We start from the raw sequence: 18,262 nt of genomic DNA, 5'->3' as shown, positions 1-18,262 counted from the left end.
AACGAAAGAGGTGCAGCGTGACCACGGCTGCTTCCATCACCGAGACCGGCCCGGGGCACGAGGGCGACTCCCCGTACGCGCTGTCGCACCTGGACGCGCTGGAGTCCGAGGCGGTGCACATCTTCCGCGAGGTGGCGGGCGAGTTCGAGCGGCCGGTGATCCTGTTCTCCGGCGGCAAGGACTCCATCGTCATGCTGCACCTGGCGCTGAAGGCGTTCGCGCCGGCCGCGGTGCCGTTCTCGCTGCTGCACGTCGACACCGGGCACAACTTCCCCGAGGTCCTCGACTACCGCGACCGCACGGTCGAGCAGCACGGGCTGCGGCTGCACGTCGCCTCCGTGCAGGACTTCATCGACCGCGGTGAGCTGCGCGAGCGCCCGGACGGCACCCGTAACCCGCTGCAGACCGTGCCGCTGCTGGACGCCATCGAGAAGAACCGCTTCGACGCGGTCTTCGGCGGCGGCCGCCGGGACGAGGAGAAGGCGCGCGCCAAGGAGCGGGTGTTCTCGCTGCGCGACGAGTTCGGCGGCTGGGACCCGCGCCGGCAGCGCCCGGAGCTGTGGCAGCTGTACAACGGCCGGCACTCGCCCGGTGAGCACGTCCGGGTCTTCCCGCTGTCCAACTGGACCGAGCTGGACGTCTGGCAGTACATCGCCCGCGAGAAGATCGAACTGCCCGCCATCTACTACGCCCACGAGCGCGAGGTCTTCGCCCGCAGCGGCATGTGGCTGGCGCCGGGCGAGTGGGGCGGCCCGAAGGACGGCGAGACGGTCGAGACCCGTCTGGTGCGCTACCGCACCGTCGGCGACATGTCCTGCACCGGCGCGGTCGATTCCGACGCCGACACCATCGAGAAGGTGATCGCCGAGATCGCCGCCTCCCGGCTGACCGAGCGGGGCGCGACGAGGGCCGACGACAAGATGTCCGAGGCCGCCATGGAGGACCGCAAGCGCGAGGGGTACTTCTAACCATGAGCACCACCAATGCCGTTGACGGCGTCGTGGACGCCGGCGCCACCTCGTTGCTGCGCTTCGCCACCGCCGGTTCCGTCGACGACGGCAAGTCCACGCTGGTGGGCCGGCTGCTGCACGACTCCAAGTCGGTGCTGGCCGACCAGCTGGAGGCCGTCGAGCGGGCCTCGCTGGGCCGCGGGCAGGAGACGCCGGACCTGGCGCTGCTGACCGACGGGCTGCGTGCCGAGCGCGAGCAGGGCATCACCATCGACGTCGCCTACCGCTACTTCGCCACGCCGCGCCGCCGGTTCATCCTGGCGGACACCCCGGGGCACGTGCAGTACACCCGCAACATGGTCACCGGCGCCTCGACCGCCGAGCTGGCCGTGGTGCTGGTCGACGCCCGCAACGGCGTGGTCGAGCAGACCCGCCGGCACGCCGCGGTCGCCGCCCTGCTGCGCGTCCCGCACGTCGTCCTGGCCGTCAACAAGATGGACCTGGTCGGCTACGAGGAGTCCGTCTTCGCCGCGATCGCCGCGGAGTTCACGACCTACGCGGGCTCGCTGGGCGTCCCGGAGATCACCGCGATCCCGATCTCCGCGCTGGCCGGTGACAACGTCGTGTCCCCGTCGGCCAACATGGACTGGTACGGCGGCCCGACGGTGCTGGAGCACCTGGAGACCGTGCCGGTGGTCGCCGATCCGTCGGACGACCCGGCCCGCTTCCCGGTCCAGTACGTGATCCGGCCGCAGACCGCCGAGCACCCCGACTACCGCGGCTACGCGGGCCAGATCGCCGCCGGTGTGCTGCGCGTCGGCGATGCGGTGACGGTGCTGCCCTCGGGCCGTACCAGCACCATCGAGGGGATCGACGCGCTCGGGGAGGCCGTGGACGTCGCCTGGGCGCCGCAGTCGGTGACCGTCCGGCTCGCCGACGACATCGACGTCTCGCGCGGTGATCTGATCGCCCCGACGGCGGCCGCGCCGGCCGTCACGCAGGACATCGAGGCGACCGTGTGCCATGTGGCGGACCGTCCGCTGACCGTCGGACAGCGGGTGCTGCTCAAGCACACCACCCGCACCGTCAAGGCGATCGTCAAGGACATCCCGTCCCGGCTGACCCTGGACGACCTCTCGCAGCACCCGGCGCCCGGAGAGCTGGCCGCCAACGACATCGGCCGGGTGGTGGTCCGGACGGCCGAGCCGCTGGCCCTGGACGCGTACGCGGACTCCCGGCGCACCGGCTCGTTCCTGCTGATCGACCCGGCGGACGGCACGACGCTGACCGCGGGCATGGCGGGCACCGCGTTCGCGGAGGCGGCCGCCGAGGCGGCGCCGGCCGAGGGGACGGACGACGACGGATGGGACGTCTGAGCATGCTGAACGACGTGTTCTCGACCTTCGCCAAGGAGGGCGGCCGCATCGGCAGCGGCGCCATGGGCAGCGGACAGGGCGGAGTCGGCCGATGTGTGTGCTGACGATGCTCGACTCCGTACCCCCCACGCCCCCCTTCCGAAGATCCACTGCTCCGCCGGGCGCGCCCTAGAGGGCGCGTAGTCTCCCGGCCCTCCGAGAGGAACCACCTCCGTGTCTGCCGTTCGACACCGCCTGCTGGCGGCCGCCGTCTCCGTCCCCGTGCTGATCGGCGCGCTGGGCGCCTGCGGCTACGGCTCCGAGGCCAAGAAGGACACCTCCGCCCAGGTCGCCCCCAAGGGGCCCAAGACCGACGGGCTCGACCAGATCAAGCTCGGCTTCTTCGGCAACACCACCCACGCCACCCCGCTGATCGGCCTCCAGAACGGCCGGTTCCAGAAGGAACTGGGCGGCACCGAGGTGAAGACCTCCCTCTTCAACGCGGGCCCCGCCGAGATCGAGGCGCTCAACTCGGGCGCGATCGACATCGGCTGGATCGGCCCCTCCCCCGCCATCAACGGCTACGCCAAGTCGCACGGCAAGAGCCTGAAGATCATCTCCGGTTCGGCGTCCGGCGGTGTCTCGCTCGTCGTCAACCCCAAGAAGGTCAAGGGGCTGGACGACCTCAAGGGCAAGAAGATCGCCACCCCGCAGCTGGGCAACACCCAGGACGTGGCGCTGCTCAACTTCCTCTCGGACAAGGGCTACAAGGTCGACGCCACCACGGGCAAGGGCGATGTCACCGTCCAGCGCACCGACAACAAGGTGACGCCGACCGTCTTCGAGCAGGGTTCCATCGACGGTGCCTGGGTGCCCGAGCCCACCGCCTCCAAGCTCGTCGCGGCGGGCGGCAAGACCATCCTGGACGAGAAGAAGCTGTGGAAGGACGGCAAGTTCGTCATCACGAACATGATCGTCACGCAGAAGTTCCTCAAGGAGCACCCGAAGGCCGTGGAGGCGGTACTGCGCGCCTCGGTGAAGACCAACGCCTGGATCCGGTCGCACCCGGACGAGGCGAAGAAGGCCCTCAACGCCAAGCTCGCCGAGCCGGACGTGGCCGGTAAGGCGCTGCCGGCCGACGTCCTCGACCCGGCCTTCAAGAACATCGACATCACCGACGACCCGCTGGCCGCCACCCTCCAGGAGGAGGCCGACCACGCCGTGAAGGCGGGCCTGCTGAAGAAGCCGGACCTGACGGGCATCTACGACCTCACGCTGCTGAACAAGGTCCTCAAGTCCGAGGGCAAGCAGCCGGTCGACGACGCCGGTCTCGGCACCAAGTAAGCCCGTAGCTCCGCACTCCCCCAGGAGGTGACACCGATGACGACCACCACGCTCACCAAGCAGCAGCCCGCCACGGCGGACACGGGCACCACCGTGCCGTACGCGGCTCGCATCGATCACGTTTCGAAGTCGTTCGGCCGCCCGGGCGCCCAGCAGCACGTGCTGGACGACATCGACATCGAGGTGGCACCCGGCGAGTTCGTCTGCCTCCTGGGGGCGTCCGGCTGCGGCAAGTCCACCCTGCTCAACCTCGTGGCCGGTCTGGACGCGCCGTCCGCCGGCCGCATCGAGACGCCGGGCGGCCGGCCGGCCCTGATGTTCCAGGAACACGCGCTGTTCCCGTGGCTGACCGCGGGCCGCAACATCGAACTGGCGCTGCGGCTGCGCGGGGTGCCGCGGGCCGAGCGCCGGGACGAGGCCGAGCGGCTGCTCGAACTCGTCCGCCTCAAGGGCGCCTACGGCAAGCGGGTGCACGAGCTGTCCGGCGGCATGCGCCAGCGGGTGGCGATGGCCCGGGCGCTCGCCCAGGACAGCCAACTGCTGCTGATGGACGAGCCGTTCGCCGCGCTGGACGCGATCACCCGGGACGTGCTGCACGACGAGCTGACCCGCATCTGGCAGGAGACGCAGCTGTCGGTCCTGTTCGTCACACACAACGTCCGCGAGGCGGTGCGGCTGGCCGAGCGGGTGGTCCTGTTGTCCTCCCGTCCGGGCCGGGTGGCCCGCGAGTGGCAGGTGGACATCCCGCAGCCGCGGCGCATCGAGGACGCCGCGGTCGCCGACCTGTCCATCGAGATCACCGAACAGCTGCGTGGGGAGATCCGCCGCCATGGCCAGCACTGAGACCCGGGCCGGGGCCACGACCACCCGGACCGACGACGACCCGGCCGCCTCCGGCAACGCCGCGAAGGGCGGTGACGCCGCGGACCTCGCCGGTCTGGAGGCCGGGCTCGACGCCCTGGAATCCACCGTCGTGCACCGGCAGCCCTGGCTGCGGACCGCCGTGTCGAAGGCGGTCCCGCCGATCGTCGCGATCGTCGTCGTGCTGGGGCTGTGGCAGCTCGCCTACCACTTCCAGCTCAAGCCGCACTACCTGCTGCCCAGTCCCGTCGACGTCGCCCGCTCGCTCCGGCAGAAGTGGCTGGAGGGCACCCTGCTGGGCTTCGTGTGGACCAGCGTCTCGCGCGGTGCGCTGGGCTTCGTGGCCTCGGTCGCCATCGGTACGGTGCTCGGGCTGATCGTCGCCCAGGTCAAGGCCGTACGGGCCGCGATCGGGCCGATCCTGAGCGGTCTGCAGTCGCTGCCGTCGGTGGCCTGGGTGCCGGCCGCGATCATCTGGTTCGGGCTGAGCGACGCCACGATCTACGCGGTGGTGCTGCTCGGCGCCGTCCCGTCCATCGCCAACGGCCTGGTGTCCGGCGTCGACCAGATCTCACCGCTCTACCTGCGCGCGGGCCGCACCATCGGCGCGACGGGTCTGGCCGGGGTGCGGCATGTGCTGCTGCCGGCCGCGCTGCCGGGCTACCTGGCGGGCCTGAAGCAGGGCTGGGCGTTCTCCTGGCGTTCCCTGATGGCCGCCGAGCTGATCGTCAACGCGCCCGATCTGGGCACCGGTCTGGGCCAGTTGCTGGAGCAGGGCCGGGAGCTGCAGGACATGTCCTGGGTGCTCGCGGCGATCTTCCTCATCCTCGTCGTCGGCATCGGCATCGAGCTGCTGATCTTCGCGCCGATCGAGCGGCGGGTGCTGCGCAGCCGCGGTCTCCTGGTCAAGAACTGATCCCATGAGCGCACGTCCCACTCTCCTCGTCGTCGCCCACGGCAGCCGCGACCCACGGCACGCGGCGACCGTCGCCGCGCTCTGCGCGCGCGTCCGGTCGCTGCGGCCCGGGCTGCGTGTCGAGGTCGGCCATCTGGACTTCAACGCACCCCGGGTCCCCCGGGTGCTGGAGCGGCTGGCGGCCGAGGGAGAGCGGGAGGTCCTGGCGCTGCCGCTGCTGCTGACCCGGGCGTTCCACGCGAAGTCCGACATCCCGGCGGTGCTGCGCGAGGCGGCGGCCCGGCTGCCGCGGCTGACGATCCGCCAGGCCGAGGTGCTCGGCCCGTCCACCCTCCTGACCGCCGCGCTGGAGCGCCGGCTGGCGGAGGCCGGGCTGCGGCCCGGGGACCGTCGCTCGACCGGGGTCGTGCTGGCCTCGGCGGGCTCCTCAGACCCGGAGGCGATCGCAGTGATCGCTGAAATCGCGCGGGAGTGGCGGCGCACCACTGGTTGGTGTGCCGTGCGACCTGCGTTCGCCTCCGCATCTCTGCCCCGTACGGCCGAGGCCGTACGGGCCCTGCGGGCCGAGGGCGTGGCGCGGGTGGCCGTCGCCCCCTACGTCATCGCCCCCGGCTTCCTCCCGGACCGGATCGCGGCCGGCGCCCGGGAGGCCCGGGCCGACGTCCTCGCGCCGGTCCTCGGCGACGCCCCCGAGCTGGCCCGGCTGCTGCTGCGGCGCTACGACCAGTCGCTGGTGGCCCGGGCCCGCGGCGACCTGTCGTCCCTGATCGCCTGAGGGGCGCGGGCCACCGGTCCGGCACCGGGGCTCAGCCGGCCGTCCGTACCCAGGCCGTCGTCCACGGCGGCAGCCGGTCGCCACTCAGCGGCGCGGAGGACAGCAGCAGTTGCCCCTCGGGCAGCGGTCGGACGGCGTCCGAGAGGTTGGCCACGCACTCCCAGCCGCCGGAGCGGCGGAAGTGCAGCAGTCCGCCGGCCATCGCTTCCGGGCCGCCGATCCACTCCAGTGCCTCGTCGGCGAGCAGTCCGCGGCGGATCCGCAGCGCGGCGCGGTAGAGCTCCAGGGGCGCGGCCGGATCGCCCTGCTGGGCCTCGACGGACAGCTCGCCCCAGCCCGGCGGCTGCGGCAGCCAGGACCCGCCGCTGCCGAAGCCGTACGAGCTTCCCCCGCGCCGCCAGGGCAGCGGCACCCGGCAGCCGTCCCTGCCCTTCGACCGGCCGCGGCTGCGGGTCCACACCGGGTCCCGCAGGGCCTCGCGGGGGAGGTCGGCGACCTCGGGCAGGCCCAGTTCCTCGCCCTGGTAGACGTAGCCGCCGCCGGGCAGCGCCAGCATCAGCAGGGTCGCGGCGAGCGCCCGGCGCAGACCGAACTCCCGGTCCACCACCGGCCGTTGGCCGTCGGAGAGCAGCCAGGCCTCCTCGTCGCAGCCGTCCGGCAGGCCGTGCCGGGAGGCGTGCCGGATCACGTCGTGATTGGAGAGCACCCAGGTCGCGGTGGCGCCGGCCGCCCGGGCGTCGGCGAGCGCGGTGTCGATGGAGGAACGGAGCTCCCCGGCGTGCAGCGACGCCCTGAGGAAGTCGAAGTTGAACGCCTGGCCCAGCTCCTGCGGGGTGGCGTAGGCGGTGCGCCGGGAGTTGCGCACCCAGGCCTCGGCGACCGCGATCCGCGGCGGGTCGTACTCGTCGAAGACCGTGCGCCAGTCGCGGAAGATCTCGTGCACCTCGTCGCGGTCCCAGAAGGGGTGGCTGCCGTCCTCGGGCAGGTCGTCCGGTTGGTAGCTCTCGACGGTGCCGATGTCGCGGAGCGGCGCCGCCAGGTCCTTGGCGAGGCCGTGCGCCACGTCGACCCGGAAGCCGTCCACGCCGCGGTCCGACCAGAAGCGCAGGGTCTTCCGGAACTCCGCGCGGACCTCGGGGTTGTCCCAGTTGAAGTCGGGCTGCTGCGGGGCGAAGAGGTGGAGGTACCACCAGCCGTCGGGGAGCCGGGTCCAGGCGGGGCCGCCGAAGCAGGAGAGCCAGTCGGTGGGCGGCTCCGCGCCGTGTGCGCCCTTGCCCTCGCGGAAGACGTAGCGCTCCCGCGCGGCGGACCCCGGGCCGGCCCGCAGCGCCTCCTGGAACCAGACGTGCTGGTCGGAGGAGTGGTTGGGCACGATGTCGACCATCACCTTGAGGCCGAGACGGTGCGCCTCGGTGACCAACGCGTCGAAGTCGTCGAGGGTGCCCAGCCGCGGATCGACGTCGCGGTAGTCGGCCACGTCATAGCCGCCGTCTGCCAGTTCGGAGGGGTAGAAGGGGCTCAGCCAGACGGCGTCCACCCCGAGGTCGGCGAGGTGGCCGAGCCGGGAGGTCACACCGGGGAGGTCGCCGATGCCGTCGCCGTCGGAGTCGGCGAAGCTTCGCGGGTACACCTGGTAGACGACGGCCTGCCGCCACCAGTCGCGGCTGCTGCGGCCGGCCGTTGTGGGGTCCGGGCCGAGGTGCTGTGCGGTCACGTGGCTGCCTTTCGGTAGCGGGTGTGTCACCGGGTGGTCGGCGGGCGGGAAGGGGCGGCGCCCCTGGCGGCGCTGTCATCCCCCGACCGCCGCTGAGGTCATGCCCGAGGCGATCGAGCGGCGGAAGATCGATCACGACCAGGACGGAGATGGGCAGGGCGGCCGCCACGGCCCCGCGGACAGCGTCCCGTAGGGGACGGTGCACCGTCCGGCGAAAAGCGCGATTCCGACCGGAACCGTGCGGTATCCGTCCTCACTGTGGAACGTCAACGCCAGCAGGAACTCCATCAGCGCCGGCAGGAACTCCGACCAGGTCGCGGTGAAGGTGAAGATCCCGCCCGGAGATGCGGAGATGCGGAGATTCGGACAGCGGCGCTGGAGGGGCCGGAGGTTCAGGTCGGCCACCACCGTCCCGTTCCGGGCGGGGAGTTCGGAGACCTTGAGGCGCGAATGACCGGGGTACGCGGGACGTGGGCGGCCTGGGTCAGCAATGTGTCCAAGGGCTTGCCCGCGCAGCCGCTGGTGAGCCCGGCCCCGGCAAGGCCGTCGGCGCGCAGGCTTCTGCGGCGCAAGGTCATGAGTGCTCCTCACGTCTCGGCTGCCTGCATGCTTCATGACAGCGCTTGCAGGCTAGAAGTGGGCTCGTGGTCAGGTCAACGGGCAGTGGTCCAGAGATTCCGCAAGCGGTCTCCCCTGCCAACGCTGTCATCACCCGTCTGTGCTAGCGTCCCGGCATGTCCTCAGCTCGCAGCGAGGCCACGATGGCCGATGTGGCCCATCGGGCGGGGGTTTCGGTGTCGACCGTCTCGCGCACCCTGCGCGGCCTGCCGACCGTGTCGGAGACCACCCGGGCCCGGGTGGAGGCGGCCGCCCGCGAGCTCTCCTTCGCCATCACCCGCAGCGCCTCCAGCCTCGTCACCGGCCGCACCGGCCGGGTGGCCGTCCTGATGCCCCACCTGGAGTCGTGGTTCCTGAGCGCCACGCTGTCCGGTATGGCCCCCGCCCTGCGCGACGCCGGCCTCGACCTGTTGGTCTACAGCGTGACCGACGTCCAGGAACGCGCCGATTTCTTCGACCGGTTGCCCGCCCGCCGCAACGCCGACGCCCTCCTCGTGGTGAGCTTCGCGCTCTCCCCCGCCGAACGCGCCCGCCTCGACGACCTGGGCATGCCGCTGGTCTTCGTCAGCCAGCACGCCCCCGGCCGGCCCAGCGTCTATGTGGACGACGAGGAGGCCGCGCTGCGCGGCACCCGCCATCTGCTCAACCTCGGGCACCGGCGGATCGCCTTCCTCCAGACCGCCGACCGGACGGGCTTCGCCTGGAGCAGCAAGAACCGACTCGCCGGGCATCTGCGCGCCCTCGCCGAGGCGGGCATCGAGCACGACGACGACCTCGTCATGAGCGTGTCCGACTGGAAGGGCAGTGGTATGGCCGCCGCGGTGGGCCGGCTGCTGAGTCTGCAGGTCCCGCCGACCGCACTCTTCGCCGAAACCGACGACCTGGCCTTCCGGCTCCTGGCCGCCCTCCGGGAGGCCAACATCCCGGTCCCCGGCCGGGTTTCCGTCATGGGCTTCGACGACCACGTCATGTCCGCCCTCATGGGCCTGACCACCCTCGCCCAGTCCGCCGCCGAACTCGGTCGCACCGCCGTCCGCCTCACCCGCTCGGTCATCGACGACACCGACGGCGACGCCCCACGCCACATCGTCCTCCCCACCGAACTCGTCCCCCGCCGTACCACGGCGCCGCCGCCGGCGGGAGCGTAGAAGTCAACAGCGGGAGCTAGAGAGCAGCAGAAAGTGTGAAGCAGGGCGAGGCGCCGCCGCCGGTGCAGAGGCAACAGCGCCGCCGCCGGCGCAGACGCCAGCACCTCCGCCGATGCAGATGTCCGACGCCTCCGCCCAGCGCAGATCTCCGACGCCTCCGTCTGCCGTCGCTACGCCGCCCCGGCGGGGGCCGTTCGTACCGTTCGGCCCGTCGGGGTGTCGGCTCGGCCCTTTTCGTACACCGTGAGGCCGCGGGCCAGGTGGAGGGGTACCAGGACGAGCTCGACGAGGAGGGCCTTCCAGGCGTAGACGAGGTTGACGGTCTTGGTGGCGTAGACGCAGGGGAGGTTCAACAGGACGCCGGCGAGCGGGAGTTTGCGGCGGTGGGCGGCGTAGATCAGGGGTGGCGCGGTCAGGAGCAGCTCGGCTCCGGCCCACCAGGCGAAGGTGACGGCGAGCGGCCGGCCGGTGGTCGCGGCGGCCACGAAGGGGGTCGCCCACCAGAACGGTGCGGTGACGATCTCCAGGAGCGCGAGGAGCACCCAGAGGGCCAGCAGGGGTTTGTGGCGGATCAGACTCCCCAGGTGGAGACGGACGTTCTGACAGAAGCCCGCCATCCAGCGCCAGACCTGTTTGCGGAGGTAGGTGAGGTTCTCGGGGTCGGCGGCGAGGGCGACGGCGTCGGAGACATAGACCGCGCGTCTGCCGGCGATCTGCTGGGACCAGGTGTAATCCATGTCCTCGACGATGGTGCGTTCGGGGAAGCCGCCGAAGGTCATGAGGTCGTCGCGGCGGAAGACCGAGCAGCAACCCGAGCAGACCATGGGGCTGTTGGCGCGGGCCTGGATGGGGCGGTGCCAGTGGAAGCCGAAGAGGTATTCCGTGGACCGTCCGCGTTCCCAGAGTGTGCGGGTGTGGCGGGTGCGGACCGTGCCGGCCGCGACCGAGACGGTGGGGTCGTCGAAGGCGGGCAGAACGGTTTCGATGTAGTCCTTGGCGAGGACGGTGTCCGCGTCAACGGCCAGGACGAGGTCGGTGGTGCAGTGCGGAAGGGCGTAGTTCTGGGCTTTGGCCTTGCTGCCGAGGTTGCGGGGCGGGCGTAAGACCGTGACGCCGTGTGATGCCGCCACCTCGCCCGTGCGGTCCGTGGAGGCGTCGTCCACGACCAGGACGCGGTCGGGCGGGACCGTTTGCCGGGCGAGTGACTCCAGTGTGGCCGGCAGGCCCTCCTCCTCGTTATGAGCAGGAACGATGGCGGTGATGGTGCGCATGACGGGCTCCCCCCTTGGTGCGGATCGCGGTGATGACGACGCCGGTCAGACCGATGACGCCGTAGACGATGGTGCTGATGCCGATGAACGGCAGTCCTCCGTGCATGTCACCGACGGTAGTCGGAGGGAGCGAGTTCCGGTTCCGGAGGGTTCCTCCTGTGGATAACTTGCTTTCAGCTCGGGCGGATTGGGGATGCCGCCTCCTGCTCGGCTTCGTTCGTGCCGTTGCGGAGGGGTAGTCCGCAGGCCGCCAGGGCGCCGGTGGCGGCAACGGCGGCCAGGGCGAGGAGCGTGGTGCTCATCGCGGAGGTGAGGGCGGTCAGCATGGTCGCGAAGGCGACCCCCAGCGTCGGGCCGATGTTCATCGCGGTCTGCTGGAGTCCGCCGGCCACTCCTGCGTGAGCCACGGGGACATGGCGCACGATGACCGCCGTCGCGGTGACCATCACCGTGCCGAATCCCGCGCCCAGCAGGGCGAAACCGCCGCTGATCGTCAACGCACCGGATCCGGGCGTGAGTTGGGAGAGGAGCAGGACGCCGGCGGAGAGGAGGGTCATGGCCGTGAGGGTTGTCCGGCGGGGGCCGTAGCGGCGCTGGAGTACGGCCGAGGCAGGCGCGCTCAGCACCATCATGACGGCCAGGGGCAGTACGCGCAGACCGCTCTGGAGCGGGTCGAGTGCGAGGACGTTCTGCAGGAAGTACGAGCCGACGAAGAGCGTGCCGAACAGCCCGGCGGAAGCGCACAGCAGGACGGAGAGCGCGGAGGCCACGGCGCGTGAGGTGAGGACCGTGGGCGGGATGAGGGGGCTCGCGGTGCGGCGTTCGTGGCGGACGAAGGCGCCGCAGGCGACCGCTCCCGCCCCGGTGGTGAACAGGGTGACCACGGTCCAGCCGGATTCCGGGAGCACCACGAGGGTGTGGACCAGGCAAAGGAGGGCGAGGGAGAGGAGGGCGGCTCCGGGGAGGTCGAGCGGGGAGCGGGCCGGCGGGGGTGATGCGGGTGGGCGCGTGGCGTCGGGGGTCTCGTGGGGGTGCGGTCGCGTCGGCATGCGGGTGGCGAGGGCCAGTACGCCGACGGCCAGCGCGGGCGGCACGTTGAGGAAGAAGACGGCGCGCCAGCCGAACTGGGCGGAGAGTGCCCCGCCGAGCACCGGGCCGGCCGCGGCGGCGAGACCGATGGCGCTGGTACGGAGGGCCAGGGGCATGGCGAGCCGGTCCGGTGGATACGTGGCGCGCAGCATGCCCAGGGTGGCCGGTTGCAGCAGCGCGCCGCAGACACCTTGCGCGATCCGCAGCGCGATCACCCAGCCGATGCCGGGTGCCAGTCCGATCCCCGCGGACGCGGCGCCGAAGCCCAGAATGCCGAGGGCGAAGATGCGTTGGTGGCCGTAGCGGTCGCCGAGCCGGCCGGCGAGGACGAGCAGGGCGGCCACGGCGATGAGGTAACCGGTGCTGGTCCACTGGACCTGTACGAACGAGGCACGCAGGTCCCGTTGGAGGGCCGGCTGGACGATGGTCAGTACGGTGCCGTCCAGTGCGACGATCACCGCTCCGGTGATGCTCCCGGTGAGGATCAGACGGCGGTGGCGGCCGGAGAGCGAGGAGCCGCGGGGCGGGCGGTGGCGAGATGAGGCGGCGGGCGGATGGCTTCCGGGGTCGGCCTCACGGCGGCCCCGTGAGGAGCGGTCAGCGTCGCCGCGCTCCATCGAGGAGTGGTCATCGGCAGCGGGGCCCCGTGAGGAGCGCGGGGCGGTGGTCATCGGGCCTCCGGTCCGAGGTGCGCGTCGAGGGTGGCGCGCAGCAGCGGTTCGATGTCGTCGGAGCCGGTGGCGAGCGGGAGGCTGCCCCATCCCCACAACTGGGCGACGCCGTGCAGGTTTCCCCACAGGGCGCCCGCGACCACCGAGGGCGGCGGGTCCGTGGACGGCCGTATCCGGGCGATCAGGTCCACGAGCACCTGGAAGAGCGGGAGGCTGGTGTCCCGTAGGCCGAGCCGGTTGCTCTCCAGCAGGTCGTGACGGAACATCAGCTCATACATGCCGCGTTCGGCCAGGGCGAAGTCGAGGTAGGTCCGGGCGAGCGAGGTGAGCCGGGCGCGGGGAGACGCGTCGTTGCCGTCGAGCACCTCGGCGGTCCGGGCGGCCAGGTCGGCGAAGCCCCGGCGGGCGATCGCGGAGAGCAGATCGAGGTGCGTGGGGAAGTAGCGGCGCGGGGCGCCGTGCGAAACCCCTGCCCGGCGGGCGATTTCCCGCAGTGACAGCGCTTGCACGCCCTCCCTGGCCACCAGCTCGACACCGACCTCGACCAGACGGGCGCGCAGACCCGCGTCCTGGGCGGGTTCCTCGTTCGCGGAGTTCGCAGGTCTGGACGTAGACGTAGACATAGACACTGTCTACCAGGCGTGGGTAGACAGTGTCTACATGCCGGGGTGAAGGGAGACCACACACTCCGAGGGAACGGCAGACACGACGACGCCGGCCGCCGCGCCCCGTGGGGGCGAGCGCGACGGCCGGCGTGGAGAACGGGAGTCGAGGTCCTACTCGACGACCTTCAGCAGCTTGTTGGGCGTTCCCTGACCCGGGTTGGTGATCTTGTCGGCGGTGGCGCCGTCGGTCAGCGCCTTCTCGACGTCGGCGGGCTTGGCGTCCTTGTGGCCCGCCAGGTAGACCGCGGCGGCACCGACCACGTGCGGGGTCGCCATCGACGTACCCGAGATGGTCTTGGTGGCGTCATCGCCGCTGTTCCAGTCCGACGTGATGTCGGAACCGGGCGCGTAAATGTCCACCACGCTGCCGAAGTTGGAGAAGTCGGACTGCTCGTCCTTGTTGGTGCTGGAGGCCACCGTGATGGCTTCCTTGACGCGCGCCGGGGAGCTCTGGCCCGCGTCGCTGGACTCGTTGCCCGCCGCGACACCGAAGGTGACACCGGAGTCGATGGACTTCTTCACGGCCGCGTCGAGCGCCTCGTCCACGCCGCCGCCCAGGGACATGTTGGCGACCGACGGACCCTTGTGGTTCTTGGTGACCCAGTCGATGCCGGCGACGACCTGCTCGGTGGTGCCGGAGCCCTGGCCGTCCAGCACCTTGACGGCCACGATCTTGGCCTTCTTGGCGACACCGTGCGCCTCACCGGCGATGGTGCCGGAGACGTGGGTGCCGTGGCCGTTGTCGTCCTCGGCCTTGACGCTGCCGTCGATGGCGTTGAAGCCGTACGACGCGCGGCCGCCGAAGTCCTTGTGGCTGATGTGGACGCCGGTGTCGATGACATACGCGGTGACGCCCTCACCGGCGCTGTCGGGGTAGTTGTACTTCTTGTCGCCCTGGGTGTCCGCCTGGTCGATGCGGTCCAGGCCCCACGACGGCGGGTTGTCCTGGGTGGCGTCGATGTGGAACTTCTTGTTCTGGACGACCTTGTCGACGGCCGGGTCGGCGGCGAGGCGCTTGGCCTCCTCGGCGCTCAGACCGTTGGCCGAGAAGCCGTCGATGGCGGAGGAGAAGGTGCGCTTCACCTTGCCGCCGTACTTGGAAGCGAGATCGCCGCTCTCGGCCGTACGGACCGACTTCTTCAGCATGACGATGTAGCTGCCGTTGACAGCGCCCTTGGCCTGGGCGCCGTAGATCTTGCCTTCGGCGGGGGCGGGCGAGGCGCCCGCGGTCACCGCGGTAACGGTGGCGATACCAGTCGCGGCCACCGCGGCGGCTATCGCCGTGACGAGCCGCTTCTTGCTGGAACGCTTGTGAGCCATTGCGAGGGTTCTCCTCGTTCGTGGTGTGGGGGGAAAGCGTTGCGCCAACAGCCCCTGGACGCAGGAAGATCTGCGTCGGGCTGACTCGAAACCCTGTCTGATTGATGGGTCCAATTCAAGGGAGACCCCGTCGTGTGAGATAGGCAACAACCTTGAAAAAATGCAAAAGCGCCCAGAACTGCTCAAAGCAAGCGGCCGACTTGAAGCAAGGCGACTCAACTCCGTTTACGTTCGTGTAATGGAGGGAAACAGGCCGCGATTGCTGTGTGCCCGACCGTCGCCACAACTCCGTTGATGAGAAGGCGACTTCGGGGTCGTTCTTCAGCGCTGGTACCGCGCCAGGACCAGATTGCCGTCCCTGATCAGCCGTTTGCGGAGGGTATCGAGGTCGATCGCGCCGCTGTAGTACTCCTGCAGGCCCGGAGTGGCGATCTTGTCCTTCCACTCCGGGTAGCCGCGGACGGACTGGGCCGGGGCGGAACGCAGGGTTCCGGCGAGCGCGGTGCCGGTCGCCCAGTCGTACCGCCGCACCCGGAGCGCCGGGTTCCGTAGCGCTTCCTGGCCCGTCGGCAACAGCCAGTCCCCCAGGGCCAGCCGGACCATGTTCGGCGGCCGGAGGAAGAAGTCGATGAACGCCATCGCCTCCTCCTTGTACGGGCAGTCCGCGGCGATCGACAGGGTCTGCGGACTCACGCCCTGCTCCGGTGTCGCTCCCGCGGGGGCCGGCAGCACCGTCCAGTCGAAGCCCTTGGGCGCCTGCTGGGCGATCTGCTGGCGGTAGGAGAAGCCGAGCGGCACCATCGCGTAGCGCCCGGCGAAGAAGCCGGGGAGGGTGTCGGACCCGCCCATGCCCAGCGTCGTACGGGCGGCGGTGCGGTCGACGTTCACCTGGTCGTGGATGAGCCGCGGGACCACCTGGTCGACGGCGTCGAAGCGGACCTGGACCCGGCCGTCCGGGCGGCGGTGGAAGACCCGGCCGCCGGTGGACAGCGAGAGGTTGAGGGTGGCCGAGACCGGTTCCTTCAGCGGCCAGGCCACCCCGTGGTCGGTGCCACGGGTCAGTCGCCGGGCCACCTCCGCGAACTCCTCCCAGGTCCAGGGCTCCTCCGGGGTGGGGACGCGGACACCGGAGCGGTGCAGTTTCGCGCGGTTGGCCACCAGCACCCGTGGTTCCTGGAGGAACGGGACGCCGTGGATACGGCCGTCGAAGGTGGCGGTCTCCCAGCTGTGGCCGGGGATGTCCGCCTTGAGGCGGGCCGGCAGGAGGGAGGTGAGGTCGGCCAGGTCGCCACCGTAGGCGAAGTCAGCGAGGTCGTCGGAGGCGTCATGGATGATGTCCGGTGCCTCGCCGCCCTCGAAAGAGGTCAGCAGCTGGTCGTGGACGGTCGGCCAGGCGCCCTGGACGTAACTCACCTGGACGGTGGGGTGCCGGCTGTTCCACTCGGCGACCAGCTGCCTGTTGGCCTTGACGGAGTCCTGCTGCCAGGCCAGCGACTGGAAGCGCAGGGTGATCCGGCCCCCGGAGCCGCGCCGCGGGCGCTCGGCTGAGCAGCCCGGGAGCAGGGCCGCGGCGGGCAGTGCGGCGGCAGCCGTCAGCAGGCCCCGGCGGCTCCATCGGGCCGGCCGCGCCGGCGTGCGGGTGGCGGGCATCAGCTCTTCACCGCCCCGGCGAGCATGCCACCGGTGATCCGGCGCTGGATGGCGGCGAAGAGCAGCAGGCCGGGGAGGGTGGCGAGCAGTGCGGCGGCGGCCAGTGGCCCGAGGTCGGCGACGCCCTCCGCCCCGAGGAAGTGGGTCAGCACCACCGGAAGCGTCTGTTTTTCCGGCGACTTGAGCAGGACCAGGGCGAAGAAGAACTCGTTCCAGGCGGTGAGGAAGGCGAACAGTGCGGTGGCGACGATGCCCGGGGCCAGCAGGGGCCCGGTGACGGACAGCAGCGTACGGAGCCGGCCGGCGCCGTCGACGGCCGCCGCCTCCTCCAGTTCGCGGGGGACGGCCCGGACGTAACCGGTGAGCATCCACAGCGCGAACGGCAACGCCCAGACCACGTAGACCAGGATCAGCCCGGTCCGGGAGTCGACCAGCTGGAGTCCCTTGAGGATCAGGAACAGCGGGATGATCATCAGCACCAGGGGGAACGCCTGGCTGACGACGACCCAGCCGGTGGCCGCCCGGGCGAGGCGGGTGCGGTGACGGGCCAGGACGTACGCCATCGGGGTCGCCAGCACGACGGCGAGCACTGCGGAGGCCGCCGCGGCCAGCAGGCTGTTGCCCGCGGCGGCCAGCAGTGGCTGCTGGTCGAAGGCGTGCCGGAAGTTCTCCAGCGTGGGTGCCGCGGGGATCCAGGTGGGGTGGGCGGCGGCCAGCTCGCGGGGCGGCTTGACGGCGGTGGAGACCAGCCAGAGGAAGGGGAACGCGAGGAAGGCGAGGTAGCCGAGGAGCGCGGCGTACTGGCCGGTGCGGGTGGCGGCGCGGCCAAATGCGGTCATCGGTCCTCGTCCCCCTTCAGCCGGCCGGCCAGATAGAAGGCCAGCAGGACGGAGATCACCGCGACCATCGCCAGGCCCATCGCGGCGGCGTACCCGAACTGCCCGTAGCGGAAGGCCTCTTCGTACGCGAAGAGCATCGGCAGTCTTGTGCGGCCACCGGGGCCGCCGTCGGTCAGCACGAAGACCAGGGCGAAGGAGTTGAAGTTCCAGATGAAGTTGAGGGCGGTGACGGCGAGGGCGACCGGTTTGAGGGCGGGCCAGGTGACGGTGCGGAAGCGGCGCCAGGCGCCCGCGCCGTCGAGGGCCGCGGCCTCGTGCAGTTCGGGCGGCACGTTCTGCAGACCGGCCAGCAGCGTGACGGTGGTCTGGGGCATCCCGGCCCAGACCCCGACGACCAGCACCGCGGGCAGCGCGGTGGCCAGGCCGCTGAGCCAGTCCCGTCCCTCGGCACCGGACAGGCCGAGACCGCGCAGGGTCTCGTTCAGCACACCGGCGTCGGGGTGGTAGACCAGCCGCCACATGATGCCGACGACGACCTCGGGCATCGCCCACGGAATGATCGCCAGCGCCCGGGCCAGCCAGCGTAGCCGGAGGTCGAGGTTGAGCAGCAGGGCGAGGCCGAGGGCGAGCAGGAACTGCGGGACGGTGACGCCGAACGCCCAGATCAGGCCGATCCGGAAGGAGTCCCAGAACAGCGAGTCGTGCAGCAGGTCGGAGAAGTTCAGCAGTCCGACGAAGCCGGTGGCCCGGGTCCGGCCGGACTGGGCGTCGGTGAACGACAGGCCGATGCCGTACAGCAGCGGTCCGACGCTCAGGCCCAGGATCGGGAGCAGCGCGGGCAGTACGAGGAACCAGACGCCGTGGTCGCGCCGGGGCCGGCCGGCGCGGCCGGGGCCCGCCGTGGTGGACCGCCGCGCCACCGCGGTCGGCGCTGCTGCCATCGTTCGGCCCCCCGTCCCCGTCCCGTCCCCCGGTGGCCGCTCCCCACCGGCCGCCGTCATCGTCGTGAGACCGGCTGCCGTCGTCAAGGTCCCGGCCGGATTCCGTGCAGGCTCTCCCCATCCCGGGGCCCCGGG

17 protein-coding genes are annotated in these 18,262 nt (G+C 71.3%); 7 read left to right on the top strand and 10 right to left on the bottom strand.

From position 1 onward, the window contains the following. The first annotated feature begins 17 nt into the window (after positions 1 to 17). The 6 genes from cysD (at position 18) to AB0E02_RS14605 (ending at position 6,201) form a co-directional block, all read left to right on the top strand. The gene (gene cysD, locus AB0E02_RS14630) at positions 18 to 968 is read left to right on the top strand and encodes a sulfate adenylyltransferase subunit CysD (RefSeq protein ID WP_362138912.1); all 951 of its coding nucleotides are present in this window, start codon (positions 18 to 20) and stop codon (positions 966 to 968) included. 2 nt (positions 969 to 970) lie between these two features. Beyond that, positions 971 to 2,326: a GTP-binding protein gene (locus AB0E02_RS14625; protein WP_362138910.1), complete on the top strand. Its 1,356-nt coding sequence runs from the start codon at positions 971 to 973 to the stop codon at positions 2,324 to 2,326. Positions 2,327 to 2,539: 213 nt separating this feature from the next. After that, the gene (locus tag AB0E02_RS14620) at positions 2,540 to 3,649 is read left to right on the top strand and encodes an aliphatic sulfonate ABC transporter substrate-binding protein (protein WP_362138907.1); all 1,110 of its coding nucleotides are present in this window, start codon (positions 2,540 to 2,542) and stop codon (positions 3,647 to 3,649) included. A gap of 36 nt (positions 3,650 to 3,685) precedes the next feature. Next, positions 3,686 to 4,492, top strand: coding sequence for an ABC transporter ATP-binding protein (locus AB0E02_RS14615; protein WP_362138904.1), 807 nt, complete (start codon positions 3,686 to 3,688; stop codon positions 4,490 to 4,492). Then, positions 4,479 to 5,426: an ABC transporter permease gene (locus AB0E02_RS14610; RefSeq protein WP_362138902.1), complete on the top strand. Its 948-nt coding sequence runs from the start codon at positions 4,479 to 4,481 to the stop codon at positions 5,424 to 5,426. The genes AB0E02_RS14615 and AB0E02_RS14610 overlap by 14 nt, the downstream gene beginning before the upstream one ends. 4 nt (positions 5,427 to 5,430) lie before the next feature. Continuing rightward, the gene (locus AB0E02_RS14605) at positions 5,431 to 6,201 is read left to right on the top strand and encodes a sirohydrochlorin chelatase (protein ID WP_362138900.1); all 771 of its coding nucleotides are present in this window, start codon (positions 5,431 to 5,433) and stop codon (positions 6,199 to 6,201) included. 31 nt (positions 6,202 to 6,232) lie between these two features. On the opposite strand, the gene AB0E02_RS14600 is transcribed toward AB0E02_RS14605, so the two are convergent. Continuing rightward, entirely contained in the window at positions 6,233 to 7,915 is a 1,683-nt protein-coding gene (locus AB0E02_RS14600) for an alpha-amylase family glycosyl hydrolase (protein ID WP_362138898.1), read from the bottom strand. A gap of 132 nt (positions 7,916 to 8,047) precedes the next feature. Continuing rightward, on the bottom strand, positions 8,048 to 8,323 hold the full coding sequence (locus AB0E02_RS14595) for a hypothetical protein (protein ID WP_362138896.1): 276 nt from the start codon (positions 8,321 to 8,323) through the stop codon (positions 8,048 to 8,050). A 326-nt stretch (positions 8,324 to 8,649) separates the two neighbouring features. Here AB0E02_RS14595 and AB0E02_RS14590 point away from each other — a divergent pair, with 326 nt between their 5' ends. Further along, the gene (locus tag AB0E02_RS14590; protein WP_362138894.1) at positions 8,650 to 9,681 is read left to right on the top strand and encodes a LacI family DNA-binding transcriptional regulator; all 1,032 of its coding nucleotides are present in this window, start codon (positions 8,650 to 8,652) and stop codon (positions 9,679 to 9,681) included. A gap of 170 nt (positions 9,682 to 9,851) precedes the next feature. On the opposite strand, the gene AB0E02_RS14585 is transcribed toward AB0E02_RS14590, so the two are convergent. The 8 genes from AB0E02_RS14585 to AB0E02_RS14550 all read right to left on the bottom strand — a co-directional run bounded on the left by AB0E02_RS14585 (position 9,852) and on the right by AB0E02_RS14550 (position 18,127). Next, the gene (locus AB0E02_RS14585; RefSeq protein ID WP_362138892.1) at positions 9,852 to 10,952 is read right to left on the bottom strand and encodes a glycosyltransferase family 2 protein; all 1,101 of its coding nucleotides are present in this window, start codon (positions 10,950 to 10,952) and stop codon (positions 9,852 to 9,854) included. Next, a complete protein-coding gene (locus AB0E02_RS14580; RefSeq protein ID WP_158744977.1) occupies positions 10,918 to 11,058 on the bottom strand; it encodes a hypothetical protein in 141 nt (46 codons plus the stop codon). Before AB0E02_RS14580 ends, AB0E02_RS14585 begins: the two co-directional genes overlap by 35 nt. Positions 11,059 to 11,125: 67 nt before the next feature. After that, positions 11,126 to 12,712 carry an MFS transporter gene (locus AB0E02_RS14575; protein ID WP_362138889.1) on the bottom strand — a complete coding sequence of 529 codons (1,587 nt, stop codon included), beginning with the start codon at positions 12,710 to 12,712 and terminating at the stop codon, positions 11,126 to 11,128. Then, positions 12,709 to 13,335 carry a TetR/AcrR family transcriptional regulator gene (locus AB0E02_RS14570; RefSeq protein WP_362138887.1) on the bottom strand — a complete coding sequence of 209 codons (627 nt, stop codon included), beginning with the start codon at positions 13,333 to 13,335 and terminating at the stop codon, positions 12,709 to 12,711. The genes AB0E02_RS14575 and AB0E02_RS14570 overlap by 4 nt, the downstream gene beginning before the upstream one ends. A gap of 153 nt (positions 13,336 to 13,488) precedes the next feature. Next, positions 13,489 to 14,697, bottom strand: a complete 1,209-nt coding sequence (locus AB0E02_RS14565) for a S8 family peptidase (RefSeq protein ID WP_362138884.1) — start codon at positions 14,695 to 14,697, stop codon at positions 13,489 to 13,491. Between the two features lie 321 nt (positions 14,698 to 15,018). Further along, the gene (locus tag AB0E02_RS14560) at positions 15,019 to 16,347 is read right to left on the bottom strand and encodes an extracellular solute-binding protein (protein ID WP_362138882.1); all 1,329 of its coding nucleotides are present in this window, start codon (positions 16,345 to 16,347) and stop codon (positions 15,019 to 15,021) included. Further along, the gene (locus AB0E02_RS14555) at positions 16,347 to 17,186 is read right to left on the bottom strand and encodes a carbohydrate ABC transporter permease (protein ID WP_362138880.1); all 840 of its coding nucleotides are present in this window, start codon (positions 17,184 to 17,186) and stop codon (positions 16,347 to 16,349) included. The genes AB0E02_RS14560 and AB0E02_RS14555 overlap by 1 nt, the downstream gene beginning before the upstream one ends. Next, complete coding sequence (locus AB0E02_RS14550; protein ID WP_362138878.1) at positions 17,183 to 18,127, bottom strand: sugar ABC transporter permease; 945 nt, start codon at positions 18,125 to 18,127, stop codon at positions 17,183 to 17,185. Before AB0E02_RS14550 ends, AB0E02_RS14555 begins: the two co-directional genes overlap by 4 nt. Between the last annotated feature and the right edge of the window lie 135 nt (positions 18,128 to 18,262).

The organism is Streptomyces sp. NPDC048196, from assembly GCF_040652715.1.
GTDB classification, from domain to species: Bacteria; Actinomycetota; Actinomycetes; order Streptomycetales; family Streptomycetaceae; genus Streptomyces; species Streptomyces siderophoricus.
The sequence above is the reverse complement of the archived record's forward strand: the minus strand, read 5'-3'. Positions and strand labels throughout refer to the sequence as shown.

Bases quoted from the DNA above. Each gene is read 5' to 3' on its own strand.
- AB0E02_RS14580 (WP_158744977.1), bottom strand. From the start codon at position 11,058: ATGCACGGAGGACTGCCGTTCATCGGCATCAGCACCATCGTCTACGGC.
- AB0E02_RS14625 (WP_362138910.1), top strand. From the start codon at position 971: ATGAGCACCACCAATGCCGTTGACGGCGTCGTGGACGCCGGCGCCACC.
- AB0E02_RS14575 (WP_362138889.1), bottom strand. From the start codon at position 12,712: ATGACCACCGCCCCGCGCTCCTCACGGGGCCCCGCTGCCGATGACCAC.
- AB0E02_RS14605 (WP_362138900.1), top strand. From the start codon at position 5,431: ATGAGCGCACGTCCCACTCTCCTCGTCGTCGCCCACGGCAGCCGCGAC.
- AB0E02_RS14565 (WP_362138884.1), bottom strand. From the start codon at position 14,697: ATGGCTCACAAGCGTTCCAGCAAGAAGCGGCTCGTCACGGCGATAGCC.
- AB0E02_RS14590 (WP_362138894.1), top strand. From the start codon at position 8,650: ATGTCCTCAGCTCGCAGCGAGGCCACGATGGCCGATGTGGCCCATCGG.
- AB0E02_RS14610 (WP_362138902.1), top strand. From the start codon at position 4,479: ATGGCCAGCACTGAGACCCGGGCCGGGGCCACGACCACCCGGACCGAC.
- AB0E02_RS14550 (WP_362138878.1), bottom strand. From the start codon at position 18,127: ATGGCAGCAGCGCCGACCGCGGTGGCGCGGCGGTCCACCACGGCGGGC.
- AB0E02_RS14585 (WP_362138892.1), bottom strand. From the start codon at position 10,952: ATGCGCACCATCACCGCCATCGTTCCTGCTCATAACGAGGAGGAGGGC.
- AB0E02_RS14560 (WP_362138882.1), bottom strand. From the start codon at position 16,347: ATGCCCGCCACCCGCACGCCGGCGCGGCCGGCCCGATGGAGCCGCCGG.
- AB0E02_RS14570 (WP_362138887.1), bottom strand. From the start codon at position 13,335: ATGTCTACGTCTACGTCCAGACCTGCGAACTCCGCGAACGAGGAACCC.
- AB0E02_RS14615 (WP_362138904.1), top strand. From the start codon at position 3,686: ATGACGACCACCACGCTCACCAAGCAGCAGCCCGCCACGGCGGACACG.
- AB0E02_RS14555 (WP_362138880.1), bottom strand. From the start codon at position 17,186: ATGACCGCATTTGGCCGCGCCGCCACCCGCACCGGCCAGTACGCCGCG.